Raw genomic sequence first — 16,994 nt, 5'->3', positions numbered from 1 at the left:
TATGCGAATTGAATCAAAAGCCAAAAAAATGGGATACGACAAAAACAATTGTACCTTTTCAGCGAATTAACCTATTCGATAGAATAAAGATATCCCTCCATGTAAGCGATTTCTTTAATACGCATGGATTGGGAGAAGTTATTAGTCTATTAAAGGAGGGCAATTATGAATCCATCTCACTTTACGGAGAAACGGTTTATGAAAAAGGTATTCGCTATGTTCCTTGTGGTTGTAATGCTGGCCAGTATTGGCATACTGCCGGCTTCAAAGGTTCAGGCAGCGGGAACTACTGTAACCTCAATGGAGTACTTCTCACCCGCAGACGGGCCAGTTATTTCAAAATCAGGGGTTGGCAAGGCCAGCTACGGATTTGTTATGCCTAAGTTCAATGGGGGCTCCGCGACATGGAATGATGTTTACAGTGATGTGGGCGTTAATGTAAAAGTGGGAAACAACTGGGTTGATATCGACCAGGCAGGCGGTTATATCTATAACCAAAACTGGGGGCACTGGAGCGATGGCGGCTTCAATGGCTATTGGTTCACCCTCTCCGCAACAACCGAGATTCAACTGTACTCCAAAGCGAATGGTGTGAAGCTGGAGTATCAACTGGTATTCCAAAACATCAACAAAACAACCATTACAGCGATGAATGCAACACAAGGTCCACAGATCACAGCAAGTTTCACAGGCGGTGCAGGCTTTACATATCCAACATTCAACAATAATCCTGCGGTCACTTATGAAGCTGTTGCGGATGATTTGAAGATGTATGTCAAACCTGTAAACAGCAGCACCTGGATTGACATAGACAATAATGCAGCCAGCGGCTGGATCTACGATCAAAATTTTGGCCAATTCACTGATGGCGGCGGTGGGTACTGGTTTAACGTAACGGAGTCGATCAATGTCAAATTGGAATCAAAGACTTCTTCGGCTAATCTTATTTATACGATTACGTTTAATGAACCTACAAGAAATTCATATGTCATTACGCCATACGAAGGAACAACCTTCACAGCAGATGCGAATGGTTCCATTGGGGTTCCGCTTCCGAAAATAGATGGGGGGGCCCCAATCGCCAAGGAACTGGGCAATTTTGTATACCAAATTAACATCAATGGACAATGGGTTGATTTCAGTAACTCCAGCCAGAGCAAATTTGCATACTCCGGTAATGGGTACAACAATATGTCCGATGCCAACCAGTGGGGATACTGGGCCGATTATATCTATGGCCTTTGGTTCCAGCCGATCCAAGAAAATATGCAGATTCGTATCGGCTATCCGCTGAACGGTCAGGCGGGCGGTAATATTGGCAACAACTTCGTGAACTATACCTTCATCGGCAATCCAAATGCCCCGCGTCCTGATGTATCCGATCAAGAGGATATCTCCATCGGAACACCAACCGATCCGGCTATCGCGGGCATGAACCTCATTTGGCAGGATGATTTTAACGGAACTACACTGGATACAAGTAAATGGAACTATGAAACAGGATATTATCTCAACAACGATCCCGCTACATGGGGATGGGGGAATGCAGAGCTGCAGCACTACACAAACAGCACTCAAAATGTTTATGTACAGGACGGAAAGCTGAATATCAAAGCCATGAACGACAGCAAATCTTTCCCGCAAGACCCGAATCGGTATGCACAGTATTCTTCTGGAAAGATTAACACCAAGGATAAACTGTCCTTGAAGTACGGCCGAGTCGATTTTCGTGCCAAGCTTCCTACAGGTGATGGTATATGGCCAGCACTGTGGATGCTTCCACAAGATTCGGTATACGGCACTTGGGCTGCATCAGGTGAAATTGATGTGATGGAAGCGAGAGGCCGTCTGCCTGGATCAGTAAGCGGTACCATTCACTTTGGGGGACAATGGCCCGGGAACCAGTATTCCGGCGGTGATTATCACTTCCCGACAGGGCAAACTATTGCCAATGATTATCATGTATACTCGGTAGTCTGGGAAGAGGATAACATTAAATGGTATGTAGACGGCAAGTTTTTCTATAAAGTCACTAACGAGCAGTGGTATTCCGCAGCTGCACCGAATAATCCGAATGCACCTTTCGATGAGCCATTCTACCTTATTATGAACTTGGCAGTCGGCGGAAACTTTGACGGCGGCCGTATTCCAAGCGCCTCCGATATCCCGGCGACTATGCAAGTGGATTATGTTCGCGTGTATAAAGAACAGTAATTTGCGATTTCGGATACAGCAATGAAGATCAGATGGAACAGATGCTGTGCAATCCGGAGAACCTGAAATCTCATACTCTGAAAAAGGCTTACGACCGATTCCCAATATTTCAACCTGGGAATCGGTCGTTTAAATTTAGACTTGATAATTTAGTTCATCGGCTGTAACCTCTTGTCGAAGGACAAGAACTTATTCCCATCAGACTTCATCGTATCGTTAAGATGGGTCACAAAAACACCTTCGTTCGGGCCAGGGTTATTTCGATATATTTTCGCTTCTTCGACCAGAACTTCGTCTGTATCCGTACCGAGTACCTTTATCGTCTCATCATTGTTGAGAAGAAGCTTTATCTGTTTCATTAAGCTAACGGGCAGGCTAGTTTAATGAATTGAACTTATTAGAGTGACTCGCAGAGCAAATCTGATCAATCTTTAGGTCCTATACAATATTTATTTGGTGACCAGGATCTAGTTGAACAGTTCTTTTCTTGAATTAACTATCCCCTTTAAATGGGGTCAAGGATTGTCCGATCTTAAACATATACTCTATTGCTTTATCTTTACTGATAATACTGATTGAATTAACATTATTGTTTGATTTAATATTCTTCCTTTCAATAAGGATCAGACCTGTTGGAATGACAGCGCAAAACATATTATTGTTAAGTGACAATATAGCAGGAACGTTTTCATATGTCTTATGAAGAAAACAACACAATAAAAGTCAAAAGTTGGCGAATATTTGTCCATTATCCGAAATTTGACACATGAAAATTCTGTGTTATTATGTATAATAATAGAAAATTACACGTTTCAAAGAATTGTTCTAGTTAAATTTGGAAGTTTATCGGATGATTTTGTCATCGTTCTACTTAGCAATTAGCTAACTTATTTTATCCTTCGCAAAAAAAGTCAGATTAGTTTTCGTATGGTACTTTGGAAAAGGTCACAACGTAAAATTACATGACACTCTTCTTGTTCTACTCCATGTTTAAAGAGTAGGTCCACATTTTCATTATGCAAATCTCAAGACAGCACTTTTATATTAACCACACTCAAAATGCACTCTCTTTCATTTCACATCATATTTGCTGGACACATCGACAACATAACACGTCAGAATTATTTAAAAAGGATGGTGTTATATATGCGTTCAAACGAAGTAGGGGATCCTTTTCTTTTTGAAAGCAAGATAAAGTCAGAATATGAAAAAATAGAGTTAAATGTACTGAAAATCCTGGAATTAAAGAGGGGACAGCTCCCCTTAAAAATAGATGATAAGATCTGGATTTACAACGGAAATATGCTCCACAAAGCTGCTTTGGCTGAGAAAATGCATACGCGATTAGCCCACAGGACGAATCTGATCACCATTGGAGGTACATGGGAGACTCGAGGTTTTAGTTCCATCGCTCCTTTAATTTATACTATTATCTCTTTTCTACTTCACAAAGGGGAAGACAAACTTCTAAAAAATCATGCGCCAGAGATCCTGTATCTCTTTCCGGCGTTTAGTTCCGAGCCTCCTTTTGTGAATGCTCAAAAGCTCGAAGACATTGCACTTCCTCCATCACGTCGCAGATTGCATAAAGAATCTGAACAAATGTTCAGAGTTACACAGACCATTGTTAAAGTTTTATTAGACTATACCAAATATCTGGATCATACAAACACCATATTTCTGTTCGATCAGATCGACAGAATGGACGAGCATTCTCTTCGATGTTTCGCTCGGTTGTCAAAATGTATTGATGATCTGCCCGTTGTCATCGTTGCAACCGTATCCGAAGCTAGTAATCTTGATTCCCGTTTCCCAATGGCAGCAGACAGTGATATTCGTATGCACGTGAATCTGGCCGAAAACAGGAATCGACTCCTTGAAAGTCTCTACAACCAAATCACCCCTACTGTACATGAGATAACCGATTGGAAAAATGGGTATGAAAGTATATTCTCATATGGCAACTCACTAAAGCTGGAGCTTACGAACAATGAAACTCAAAAAACAACAAGACTTCTAGACTGCATGGAGAGTGGGGATACAGAACAATTAGACGAGATATTACTTGAAGCTCTGGAGACCAGTGTCTTCACACAAAATTATGAACATGCGCTCTTTCTTGTCAATAAAGTATCCCGGCATATCCATGATCTGAAAAAACAAACCATAGTGGAACTATGGATATATATGGGGTTGTGTTATGCGTATATGGTTGAATACGATAAAGCACTTAACCTTTTTAAGCATGCGCTTACCTTCACAGAAGATAAATTAAAAAAATCCGAACTACACTTGTATATCGCATTACTGTGTACAAAAAGGTTAAACACCCCATTAGTAGGAAGGGGATTTATTGATCAAGCACTCCAAAACATAGCGGATACGACCGGTTCCGAAGTAGAAGTTGAGCGAACTTGGTTACATAACCTAAGGGCACTTACCTACGTGGAAACGGGCGATTTAGCTCAAGCATTTAAAGAATGCAAACAAGGACTTGAACACATAAAGGAAGGTAATCGAAAGGAAGATGCCATCCATATAAAAATAAACTTAATATCCAATATATCTGTTTTGTTTGAATATATGAAAAAAGTGGACACAGCACTCAAACATTGGTCAAAATTCGAAAAGTTTGTTACTCATTCAAGCCCGGTTTTTACGAAGCATTATTTATACAGGAAAGCAGGGTTGCTCTTCAAACTACAGCGATACGCTGAAGCAATCCAATCATTAAAAGATAGTTATCGCATTGCAAAAGACATGAATGATGCTTTTCATATGGACATCATTGCCAGAAGTCTGGGAGCTATATATTTTGAGCAGCGACTTTATGATAAAGCGACGCAGTGGTACAGAAGAAGTCTTGATTCCAAGTTACTGCTTATACAGGATGAAGACCTTCCTCGGGTCGCAACGGCACTAGCGATATGTCTAGAAAAGCAAGGAAATGGGGATGAGGGGAAGCAGGAAATTTTGAACAGCTTAAAAATCCAATCCAAAGGAAGCGCTGCGGAGAAAGCAAGTGAAATCCTTCTAAGATGGGATCAAAAGAAAGATGAGACATGGGAGAGTTACGTAACATGGTCAATCCAAAAACCAGAAACCAAATTGAATCGACCGTTTGATCTGACTAATCTTTATTCTGAAAAACCGGAGAGAATCCGTGTGGGTTAATACATCTACCTGGGAATGGCTAAAGCCATATGTATTACGTAGCACCTCTCTCCCTATAGAAAACATTCTTCAGCTAAGAGTAGTAACAACCAAGGAACATTTTAAACAATGGAAAAAGGCACGTAAAGATTATGAAGATTGGTGCGATCATTGGATTCAAGAGATCCGATCGATTCCAAAACAGAATGTTGTCCTTTCCCATCAACGTAAGATCATCCGAAGAATAGAACATAAGAATCCCTTAACAGACAATGATAAATCTATACTACTAGACTGGCACATGGAAGAGCATATCCATAATTATTCCCTTAAACATCAACAGATCGCTCAATATGAAATGTTAAGTCGCAAAACATTCGAGGAAGAACTCGAGTTATTACAACAAAAGCTGTTTGAACTTTATCAGTCTGATCTTTATGACCGAATGCTTTATACGATTAACCCGACATTTTGGAACTTTTATCAAACCTATAAGCAAAAAGATCAGGCGAGCTTTAGTCAAAAAAGACAGATGGGGAGAACCCTCTTCGCCTATCTTCAACGTGTTACTACAAAAAACGATACGATGGGTGAATTCGGTCCCATTAGTTATGGCATTTTAGATCAAGGCTCACCCCTAAAAGAAAGAAAGATCACACAGAAAAAAGCATTCATCTCGCATCAAGCGTTGCAAAAAATATTAACTGCAATAAAGGAAGACTTGGGAGAAAAAATAGCGGAATGGAGGCTTCCTTCCTCCTCCGTAGATGGCTTAGATGAATTGCAACGTCTACTTCAATCAGGGGATTACCATTCCCATAAATGGCTCATTACTTTATCAAAGATCGAGCACTATCTCGATAAGTATGTCAATAGTTCATCTCCTACTGAAAAGAGTAAAACCATAGCTAACCTAGAAGAAATTTATACTCGAATTACGGGAGAGCGTTATCAAGGTAAAAACACCCAATATTTTGCGGATAAAACCTTAGTTTACGAGGAGTGTTATGATCAGCAGTTTATGCCCGTCGTTATCCCGAAGGATCTTTGGCAGGAGTTAGACCAAGCCATACTAATCCAAGCAAAACTTCGATTAGAACGGTGGAAGGTATTCCAAAGAACAGCCATGCAACATTTTGAAAAAGTTAGTCATGGCCGTTCATCTATACCAGCAAAGAAATGGATATCGTATTGGCTAAGGAACCCTCCAACCTTAAAAAATCAGTCCATGGTGGAATTTCTAGAGACTTGGTTGGTCGAAGATCAGGGTACTTCCTACATTCAGGTGCCTCAAAGTGTGTTGCAGGAATGGCAAGCAGAACTGAATTCATTTAGATGGCTTCTATCTCCTGACCTTATGATCGCTGGCAGTGAAAGTGACGCGGGGATCGAGGTCACATCCATTGTTATAGGAGAACTTCATCATGGTTTTACGGGCGATGGGTGGATGCAATTTTTTAATAAGGAAAAAGGAAAACTACGACAAACCGTACATGAAGCCCTACATGTAGAGAATAGTGCAAAATCGTGGGCAAATTGGGTATTTAAACGCACAATGAAAAGCACACCACAGGAATATCCGGGTCTTTCCGTAGAATTAACCGGTGTTTCTGCATCCAGCAAAGGTAACATTTTGTCTTTAGACCAACTTGAAGTACGAATTAAAAATAATGAAGTAGCCCTTTTTATCAAAAACACTCATCATTGCTTACATTTTTATGCTCCTGCTCTTGGATTTAAAGAAGAAACTTTTTTTCCGTTTGCGCTGTTCTGTTCACCCATGTTTGATCCACCTAAATCAACATCAAAAGGTAGACACCCATCCCTTAAAGTAGGGAGGGTCACCATAATGCGTGAGCATTGGAGGTTTGAACCTTCAGATTGGGTCGGGGAGCAGAACATATCGGATTGGTTTCAACAGTTTGAACGGCTGCAGACGATCCAAAAAAGATTTCATTTACCAACCGAGGGTTTTCTTCATTTCTCACATGAACAGAAGCCCATGTGGTTTGATTTTGATAATCCTTTTTGTGCAGATATGTTTTTTAACGAAGTCAAAAAAGCAACTTCTTTTATGTTCACGAGAATGGATCCTTCTCCAAAGGATTTATTCATTAAAGATGAGAAGGGGCACTACTGTTGTGAGCTGCGTACTTTTGTATATAGAAAAGAAAACTCCATTTAGCGTTAACTATAGTCTTTATTATACCTTGCAAAGGAGGTGATGAAGATGGCTGACACAGTTGAATTAGAAGAATTGGATCTGGAATTAGAAGACCTTGATGATATCGATTTCGAATTGGAAGAGATCGAGGATAAGATTGCCCCTCTAGCCCTTTAGTCACACCAATTTTTGCGTATAGGGATCGGCTTTTACAGCCGATCTTTACGCAAAAAATGAAGTAAAGAATGAACTAAAAGGGGGATATCATGCAGAATATTCACCTATTTGCTGAATACAAGAAAACAGAGCTTCGCGTATTTGACAATCTTGAAAAAAGCGAAATTAAGAACCTGACCGAGATGGGCAGTGCTGTTCGATTGAATCATGGGGCTCATCGACAAGTCATCGCGATCTCGGACTTGAATCCGGATTCACTTTATTCTGCTTCCAAACATCTTGTAAGAGGCGACCCATTACCGTTGTTTAAACATTGGGAGCCCAAGCAGGAGAAAGCTTTTGAGGATGATTTAACGGACGAAATAGACAAGTGGAATCATCAAATGAATCATTTAGCTCTTCATTTTTCACCAGAGATCATATCAACAAGAGCTTACTGGAAATCTGTAAAGCAACATGTATGGTTTTTTGCGACAGAAGTCGGGCTTCGAGAAGATATCAGGCCTTGTTTCATGTTGGAGTTGGAAGTACTTGCGAGACAAAATAAAAAAACAACGAAGTCGAGTGTGACGAAGAGCTGGATTTCTCCAAAATATGTAAACCAGGCAGAACTTGAAAAGTTGGTTCTGTACGCTGCAGAATCAGCGTTGGACAAGCTCCATGCAAAACCTTTTCACTCAGGAGCATACTCGTTAGTCTTAGGCCCTTTAGCAGCTCCTGGCATCTTTCATGAAGTTGTGGGTCATGGACTCGAAGCAGATATAGCTGCTCTAACAGGCGCTGCATTTCATAACAGTAAAGGTGAAAGAATTGGCTCCGACAAACTTACCATTGTAGATGATCCAACAAGTTTGGGTTTGCCTGGGAGCTATAACATAGATGACGAAGGAATCACCGCCAAGTGCACCACATTAGTGGAAGAGGGGAGAATTTCAAATTATTTAAGTCACCTGCACAGTAAAGTACAGAGCAACGGACATGGACGTGTCATAAATTATGCCCATCCTCCCCTGGTAAGAATGTCTAATACGTTCGTATTGCCCGGGGAAGATGAACCAGAAGAAATTATTTTAGAAACGAAATCAGGTATTTATATAAAAAATGCTTTTAATGGAGACGTAAATATGATCACTGGGGAATTTAAGATTCATGTTACCGAAGGTTATCTCATAGAAAACGGTAAGTTAACAACGCCAATAACGCCCTCCATATTAAAGGGGGATGGGCGCAAGCTGCTTCGTTCTATTGATAGGGTAGGGAATGATTTTCAGATTCATGCGGAAGTAAGAGGTGGATGCGGAAAACTAGGGCAATCTCCTTTACCCGTCTCGGCTGGATCACCAACAGTAAGAGTACTTGATTGGGAAGTGCAGGCCATAGAGTCATGAGAAAATATGCGGATTATTATGGAACAGAATTATGTCAGAAATCATGGATCATGACCGAACTGGAATCCCTTTATTCGGAGAGAAAAGGATGTGGAGCATCGTTACGGAGGTGGAACGATGATCAATTCTATTCATGTATTCGTCCTTTATCCAATTATACAAATGTGAAAAATCAAAATTGGAGTCAGTGGAGCTGTGATACAGGAGTCTCAGGGGTTGTACCACACCGGTCAGATCCAAAGAATATATATCAACCCCATTTGGAAATTTACCAACCCATCTCACCCCATACAATAGATCATATCCTGCGTGAAGGAAAAGAAATGATATTTTCTATCGCTGATCTTATCGTGAGCCCAACCCTATTTTTCGAAACGGAAGAGAAAACGGCCTTTTACCAAGATACGGAGGGAAGAGAACACGAGAAAAGAGAGACTCAACATACCGTTTCTGTTTTGGTTCAAGGGAAATCCAATAGAGCAAGTACGACATTCTCTTTTCGCTCCATGATAGATCTAGATTGGCAGTCACTATGTGGAGAGTTAAATAGTCAACTGCAAACTCAAGCAGAGCGCCCAAAAAGAAGTGTAAATCATTCATCCATCATATTAACGGAGCAGGGAACAGAAGAGCTGCTTAAAGCTCTCGGAAACCTTTTTATTTCTGACTATATGGATACGAATGTACCCGTACTTTGGCAGAAACAAGGGAAACGAATTGCAAGTCCAGCACTCACATTAACGGATTGCGCTCACCTCCCTAAGCTGCTGAGAAGCTCAAGTTTTGATGATGAAGGAGCCCTGTGTAAAGACATTGCATTAATTAAAAATGGTGTATTTAACGAAGCCTTGCATTCACTTTCTTCTTCAACCAGGCATAAGCAGATGGCTAATGGCCGAGCGTTTCGTAAAGATTATCAGACTATGCCTAAAATTCAATATACGAACCTGAAGGTAGAGGAAGGCTCCCATTCAACAGAAGAACTGATAACTAGAAACCCATCCGGTTTCTTATTGAATCGCAGCTACGGTGGACATATTCGAGGTGGCAAGCTCATTTTTGGAGCGGAAGGTTGGAGAATTCATAATAACACCTTGGTAGAGAGATTAACCCAAGTCCAAATTGAAGCGCCTTTATTTCAGATGTTACGTTCAATTGATCCTGCAACAGATGGATACAGCAATACATTAGGTAGAGGATTTATATCTCCATCTTTGTATGTAGAAAACGTATCTGTAATCTATTAAAGAGGTGAGATCATGAAGGTAATGAAATCCGATAAACTCGACCTTTTCAATTGGATAGACCAGGGGGCAGAGCATCAGTGGTTTTCCGCTTCTCCGAGTATTACGGGCCGGGAGCATCATGAGCTGCCTCCTTTACACGAAAGAAAGTCCATCTTGATCGAGCTAAAAGAGGACACATATCTGCCGGCCAAGCTGCTTTATAAGGTGTGGGATGTTTTAATTGATCCTTATATTGCAAAAAGAACTACCATTCAAAATGCCTACAAAGCTTTGCATCAGGCTCTTAAAGAGGATGAGACAGGCTGGTTAACTCCCCTTCCAGCTCACCCATTGGATCGGCAATTTTCAACCAATATGGAGAAAATACTTCGTATAGCTAATGATACGGTGAGCTGTTTACTGGAGATTCGCGAGCAGACAACCGAAATACAAGTCCCCTGGATTCTACCATTAAATGTCTCTTACTTGGATAAGGTAAGTTTGATATTTTTGCAACGACTTATTTATCGGACGAAAAAACTTCCGATTGCTATAGATACGTATTACTTCTACCAAGAACACATCTCATCTAAAGACCTAGATGCTAATCAACTCATTTATATTCGTGTACGGGATTTTTATAAATCATTAGGTGTAGACCACTTAAATCAAACGGACAAGACCAGATTAAGCAATGAACAGTTCCAACTATTAAAAACACCTTTAGAAAAAGCAGTTGTTTGGTGTGACGGCTACTCAGTATTGGCACACGCAAACCAATTGCTTACTAAGGTATGCAATGACGAAGAAGAGGCAGAGCTTTTATTTCTTGTTATGCGTGCATACCTATTCGAGAGACAGCTCTCTGCAGCAGAATCAACACTGCAAAAAATCATTCAAACCAATAAATACTCCAGCAGTATTCGTGCAAGAGCATCGATCTACTATGCACTGTTATTAGCGAATCATATTAAACGTCCTGAAGAAGCTATTCACGTTGTAGATCAAGGGATGAGGTTTCTGAGTGGAATGAATGATGAATCGGCGGTCAGAGAGATGGCTTGGTTACATAATGTAAAAGCTTTAACTTATTACAGGCTTCAACAACTGCCCCAGGCAGCGAAATCCTTACAACAAGTTAAGGTATACATTAAGCAACTAGGGAAGGAGGATACGGTTCTGCTTTCATCTGCATATGCTCAGAACTCAAGCTACCTTTATGAAGCCATTGGAAAAATAGATGCAGCAATACAGACACAGCAGATATTTATTCAGAAAAACGCAGGCCAGGACGACAGTTTTTTAGTTGCACATTGGTTCCGTATTGGATTTCTAGCTGGAAAAAAAGGTGAACTTCATATCGCGCTAAGTTGGTTAGACAAAGCGTACGAAGCTTGTAACCGGATATCTGACCCTTATATGCAAGAATGGATTGCCAGAAGTACAGCATATATATTACTTCAGTCAAAGGAGATGGATCGAGCAGCATTATGGCTACAAAGAAGCACAGATCTATGCAATAAAATTCATCTCCTCCCTGAGTTGATAAGTGTATCTACAGCTTTATATGCAGTCCACCAAATGATTGGTGTATCAGAAGAGCCATCGGAATCACCAATCAGACGAGATGAGAGTTTATCTCCTTCTGAATTGAGGATTAGAAAAGAACAATTAGAACATATCGAAAGAGGGGAGATTGAAGTTTACCAAATCATCCCGAAACCGAATTCAAGATTTTTTTATCCTTTTCATCATTTTTGGTTTTAAGGGAGGAACCCCATTTGTCAGAAATCATACCTCTACGTAAAAATAGAAGTTTTAATTTTTGGGTATCCGCCCAAATTGTTTCGCCAATAGCGGAAAGTTTCTCAACAATTCTAATTACATGGACCATTTGGAAAGAGTCCAATTCAACTACACTCCTGGCTTTAACCCTGATTCTTACGACGATCCCACAAATTATTTTTGGAATGGTTGCTGGAGTCGCAACGGATCGGTTTAACCGCAAGAAAATTGTGATGTTTTGTAATGCAATAAGAGCAGTCCTCATGGTTGTGATGGGACTCTTAGCCTTTTCTAGTCTCTTAAATGAAATCATTTTTATGCTGGCTTCGTTCATATTGGGTTTCTTGCGTTTATTTGCAATGACCGCTTACAGAGCAGCCATGCCAGGTATCGTTCATAAAGAGCAATTAATGAAAGCCAACTCTATCACCAACAGTGTAAGAATGGGCTTTTGGCTGATTGGACCGTTATTTGCTGGATTCTCATTAACCTTACTTAGTACCGGTCAAATTATGATTATGAACGCGATCCTATTTATTATTTCTGTTTTTTTACTTATGCCTGTGCAGATTAAGCAAGTGAAGGTGGAGCATAAGAACAAAAATCTCTTTAAAGAGCTAGGTGTCGGATTAAAACTGGTTTCTCAGGATCGACTTATCTTCTCCATTTTTATCACGTTTGCTGCGTTTACATGTTTCGGTCGAGGGATTGCCCATCTAGGTAATCTGATGGTATCGAACGAAATTGGATTGGACTCGTCAGGTTTTGGTGTTCTTTCGAGTGCTGATGGATTTGGATACCTCGTTGCAGGAATTATTCTGGCTCGTCTTGCGATTATAAACAAATATCGTACAATGATGCTCGCTTGGCTAGGCGGCGGAGTCGCATTTCTTTTCATGCCGTTTAGTGATTCTATATGGCTTCCTCTCATTCTGTTGTTCATGGTTGGTTTAACTCAACCCTTCGTCGATGTACCCTTAGTTACTTTAGTGCAACAAAGAGTGGCAGATGAACACTTAGGTAAAGTTTTTGGATTTCATACGGTAACCATCTGGATCGGGGAATTCATGGCCTATGCGTTATTTGGATATTTGTTTGGGGCTTTTACCCCTACTATGGTCTATGCAACTTCCGGTTTCATCGTAGGAATTCTGGCGATCGGAATGTTGATCTTTGCTCGAATCAGGCTGAAATACACGCAAGACAACATTCAACAACCAGAGAGCATGGCGAAGAACATCAGTAATTAGGAGGTGCAACAATGACGTTAGAAATGACAACGGATAATCAACGGAAACAATTAGACCAAGGCGAATGGCGTTTCTTCCCGCATGTTATTCTTCGTAGTGCAGGGTTTCCCTTACACTGGTTACAACAGCTTTCTTTTTCAGTCACATCCGAGTTGATTTATGAAAAGAAAAAACATGAAGCAAAGTGTAAAGAAGCACTTCAGGATTTTAAAGTCGCACTAAGGAGCATGCCTGAATTAACGAATCGACAAAGAAAGAGACTGCATCGCCAACTGGATCTTTATACATGGCCAGAGGGTGAGGGGAGTCGTGAATTACGAAGCAGAATAGACGATCATCAGCTCATAGAAGCAAAGGAAAGAATCAATACATTAAAGGAAATATACAAACAAATAAACACGGTATTTGAAGATGAGTTAATGAGAAACAGGAGACATTTGCAGCAAATATTTATTGAAAATGTAAATCTTCAAGAAGCGACCTACCTTTCATCTCCAAATGCATATGAAAATGGATTAAACTTGTTTCTAACAAATGAGTTGGATTCATCTCGCACATATAGGCAACGAAAAAAGGAAAAGATGGCAGCGAAATATTTACAGCGGTTCACTTCCAAGAATGAAACCGCCAGTTTCTATGGCCCTGCTAACTACGGCGTGTTTACATTTCAGCCTGGCCAACTGGAGATTCGTATTAACGGTAAAATAAAGCGTCAATTATTTCTTGCTTACTGGGCAGTACAAAGCCTAGCCGACAAAATTGCACATGATTCACATGTACAGCCTTATCTTAAACCTAAACTCAGCCCTTTCCTTATAAGAGAGGGATCTCGGCTTAGACAAGCAGCGAACAACAAATTAATCCGGCTTCCGGATGTATATCTTCAAATTATTGAAGAATGCAATGGGTTAAAGAACGTTATTGAAATCGCTCATGCTCTGGATTTACCGGTTACCGAATGTCTGTCTCGAATGATGAAATTAAAAGAAAAACGTGTACTGGTAGTGGAAGTTGATTTTCCAACTTCGGTATTTGAAACGTTTCACGAGCTAAAAGAGTGGATCAGCCGGCTACCAAAGGACTGTGCGTCAAAGGCAACCTGGCAAGAAATTGCTGATGAATGGTCTACCCTTTTAAAGGAATGGAATCAAAGCAGCAGCTTTGAACAACGCCGCAAGCTGTTAAAGTCACTTGAAACATCCTTCGAAAAACATATTGGATTATCTTCTAGGAAAGATCAGGGAAAGCATTATAGCGACAGAATGATCGTATATGAAGAGGCTTCCGGAGATGTCTCCACTTGTCGGATTGGACAACAATTAAAGGACAAATGGAAAGCACAACTAAGCCCCATTTTTCGATTATTGACTTGCCGTGCTGCTGTTGAACACCAGGCATTCACACAGTTTGCCTATGAGGAATATCAAAAATTTGAGAATAAGCCTAATTTTTTATCCTTTGCTCTGCACATGCAAAAATGTAAAGAAGATGCACTGGAGTATGTAAACAAATCACTTCAGGCATTTGATCATAAGCTGATCACAACCCTTCAAGCCTGTTCGCTTGATAGAAGGAAAATTAGTCTTACAGAAGAAGAGATTGAATCTTTTTGTTCTCAATATCCTACAACGGAGATGGCTTTATTCAGTCCGGATGTAATGATTGCAGCGCCTCATGCTGATGCGATAAATCAAGGGAATTATCAACTGGTATTAGGCGAGGTTCACAGCGGTATTCAGGTATGGAGCGTGTTAGACTCCGTTTACGCTGAAAGAGATCAACTCAATGCGGAGATTTATCATCATTTAGGTGACCGTTTACAATCCCTTTGGCTCGAACATGTAGGACCAAGAGCACCCGGGAAAACCTTTAGACCTGAACTAAGCGGGGGCATAACCGTAGAAAACTTAGGTCGCTCAATGAAATCCCGTGGAGAAGTAAGAGTGGTTTCCGAGTTAGATCTAGTATATGATCAGCGTTTTTACATTTTAGAGGCTGGGCATAAAAAGATCATGGACTTAGAGACGGATGTTGAACCTCTGAATCAGATATTTAGTTTTCCTTGCGTCAAATCGTTTTCTATTCAAATGGGTGAACATACGCCACGAATCGAGATAAACGGAGTTGTTTTTCAGCGTGAACGCTGGAAACTAAACAGTCAAGAGATTTTAGAGAGTGCTAGTGACAAAGACATCAACGAATGGTTGCTTATCGAATGGGCCATTACGTTCAAAGATCAGTATTCTATGCCTCGGTGTGTATATGTAAGGGGAGATAACGAACCTAAACCCATCTTCGTTGACTTTGAAAACTTTTTCACCTTGGAATTGCTGATCCAGCTCCTAAAGAAGAACGAAATCGTAGTTATATCGGAGATGTTGCCCGCAGCGGATGAGCTATGGTTTGAACGTCATGAAAGTAAGTATACTTCTGAATTCCGTTTCAGTGTCATATATGAGAATCTGACCTAGCAGCATGACGTTTATGTTAGGAGGAACTTATGAGAGAGAGCTTTGATATATGTGTAATTGGAGGCGGGGTCATTGGCCTGTCTATTGCTATCCATGCAGCGCAAAAGGGAGCAAAAGTAGTCATCGTAGAGAAAGGAAAACTTGGTCAGGAAGCATCAGGAGGTCGTGCTGGCTTATTAACCACGGTCTCAGAAGGATCAAGTGAGGAACATCCTTATTCCAAGTTATCCAGAGAAGCACTCCAATATCTTCTCCATTGGATTCCAGAACTACACAGCAAAACACAGATCAGTAGTGGACTTGTTCAACAGGACTTAATGCGACTTTCAATAAATCAAGAAGAGACCGTGATTCTCGAAGAGACCTTTCAAATTCAATCCGCAGCTAATTCTAAGACAACTATATTGAGTGCAGAAAAAGCTAGAGAGATTGAGCCGTTGCTGTCTAGTCATATTCAAATGGCCGTCCATAGTCCTGGGGAATACCATTTAGACCCGGTACAATTTTCTCATGCCTTAGCAAAAATGGCGAGGACATTAGGTGTAGCGATCAAAGAACAGACCGAAGCCGTTCAACTGATTCAACAGAATCAACGTCTGTACGGAATATTAACGAATCACGGGGATCAGATCCGAGCTAAAACTACCGTATTAGCTGCAGGAGCTTGGTCTGGTTTACTCGCAAGATGGGCTAAATTAAAGCTTCCTGTGTATCCTTTGAAAGGACAGATTATGGTTCTAAAACAGGGAGATGTCGATCTGAACGTCATGATTAACACTTCTAAAGGCTATATACTCTCTAAGCCAAATGGCACCATTGTGTTAGGAGCAACCAACGAGAGAGAAAAATTCAACAAAGCCATTACGCCAAAAGGGCTTGAACAATTGCTCCCCTTATTTGACTATGTACCGGAACTTAAACAATGTGAAATACAAGAATTATGGGCTGGCCTTCGTCCAGCTACCTCAGATGGACAACCGATCATCGGTGTTGTTCCTGGCTGGGAAGGGTTTTATTTAGCGACAGGTCACACTCGACATGGAGTCCTGCTCAGCGGTTTAACGGGACACTTAGTTGCGCAAGAACTGGAAAACAACAAAACTCCCCATCTGCTGAAAGCGTTCTGCTTCGAGCGGTTTGCAGCAGTAGGAATGAGGTGAAATCAA

General features: G+C 40.8%; 11 protein-coding genes. 10 read left to right on the top strand and 1 reads right to left on the bottom strand.

The genetic code is table 11. From position 1 onward, the window contains the following. Nucleotides 1–165 precede the first annotated feature (165 nt). Nucleotides 166–2,214 carry a glycoside hydrolase family 16 protein gene (locus FE296_RS27250; RefSeq protein WP_223869050.1) on the top strand — a complete coding sequence of 683 codons (2,049 nt, stop codon included), beginning with the start codon at nt 166–168 and terminating at the stop codon, nt 2,212–2,214. 149 nt (nt 2,215–2,363) lie between these two features. Here FE296_RS27250 and FE296_RS27245 read toward each other — a convergent pair whose 3' ends face one another. Further along, nucleotides 2,364–2,573: a hypothetical protein gene (locus FE296_RS27245; protein WP_150367071.1), complete on the bottom strand. Its 210-nt coding sequence runs from the start codon at nt 2,571–2,573 to the stop codon at nt 2,364–2,366. 787 nt (nt 2,574–3,360) lie between these two features. On the opposite strand from FE296_RS27245, the gene FE296_RS27240 reads away from it, so the two are divergent. From FE296_RS27240 to thiO, 9 genes are all read left to right on the top strand, one after another. After that, nucleotides 3,361–5,388: a tetratricopeptide repeat protein gene (locus tag FE296_RS27240; RefSeq protein ID WP_150367070.1), complete on the top strand. Its 2,028-nt coding sequence runs from the start codon at nt 3,361–3,363 to the stop codon at nt 5,386–5,388. Next, nucleotides 5,378–7,552: a hypothetical protein gene (locus tag FE296_RS27235; RefSeq protein ID WP_150367069.1), complete on the top strand. Its 2,175-nt coding sequence runs from the start codon at nt 5,378–5,380 to the stop codon at nt 7,550–7,552. Before FE296_RS27240 ends, FE296_RS27235 begins: the two co-directional genes overlap by 11 nt. Nucleotides 7,553–7,597: 45 nt before the next feature. Continuing rightward, nucleotides 7,598–7,708 carry an ammosamide/lymphostin RiPP family protein gene (locus FE296_RS27230; protein WP_148089725.1) on the top strand — a complete coding sequence of 37 codons (111 nt, stop codon included), beginning with the start codon at nt 7,598–7,600 and terminating at the stop codon, nt 7,706–7,708. 89 nt (nt 7,709–7,797) lie between these two features. After that, on the top strand, nt 7,798–9,096 hold the full coding sequence (locus FE296_RS27225; RefSeq protein ID WP_150367068.1) for a TldD/PmbA family protein: 1,299 nt from the start codon (nt 7,798–7,800) through the stop codon (nt 9,094–9,096). Beyond that, entirely contained in the window at nt 9,093–10,343 is a 1,251-nt protein-coding gene (locus FE296_RS27220) for a TldD/PmbA family protein (protein ID WP_150367067.1), read from the top strand. Before FE296_RS27225 ends, FE296_RS27220 begins: the two co-directional genes overlap by 4 nt. A gap of 12 nt (nt 10,344–10,355) precedes the next feature. Further along, on the top strand, nt 10,356–12,089 hold the full coding sequence (locus FE296_RS27215; protein WP_150367066.1) for a tetratricopeptide repeat protein: 1,734 nt from the start codon (nt 10,356–10,358) through the stop codon (nt 12,087–12,089). A gap of 14 nt (nt 12,090–12,103) precedes the next feature. Then, nucleotides 12,104–13,357 (top strand): MFS transporter, encoded by a 1,254-nt coding sequence (locus FE296_RS27210; protein WP_190945595.1) that lies wholly within the window; start codon nt 12,104–12,106, stop codon nt 13,355–13,357. An 11-nt stretch (nt 13,358–13,368) separates the two neighbouring features. Next, nucleotides 13,369–15,828 (top strand): lantibiotic dehydratase, encoded by a 2,460-nt coding sequence (locus tag FE296_RS27205; RefSeq protein WP_150367064.1) that lies wholly within the window; start codon nt 13,369–13,371, stop codon nt 15,826–15,828. A gap of 29 nt (nt 15,829–15,857) precedes the next feature. Further along, nucleotides 15,858–16,988: a glycine oxidase ThiO gene (thiO, locus tag FE296_RS27200; protein ID WP_150367063.1), complete on the top strand. Its 1,131-nt coding sequence runs from the start codon at nt 15,858–15,860 to the stop codon at nt 16,986–16,988. Nucleotides 16,989–16,994 lie beyond the last annotated feature (6 nt).

The sequence above is a fragment of the Paenibacillus sp. UASWS1643 genome, assembly GCF_008693195.1.
GTDB classification, from domain to species: domain Bacteria; phylum Bacillota; class Bacilli; order Paenibacillales; family Paenibacillaceae; genus Paenibacillus; species Paenibacillus amylolyticus_B.
Note: the sequence above shows the minus strand (reverse complement) of the source record. Positions and strands in the feature narration are given on the sequence as shown.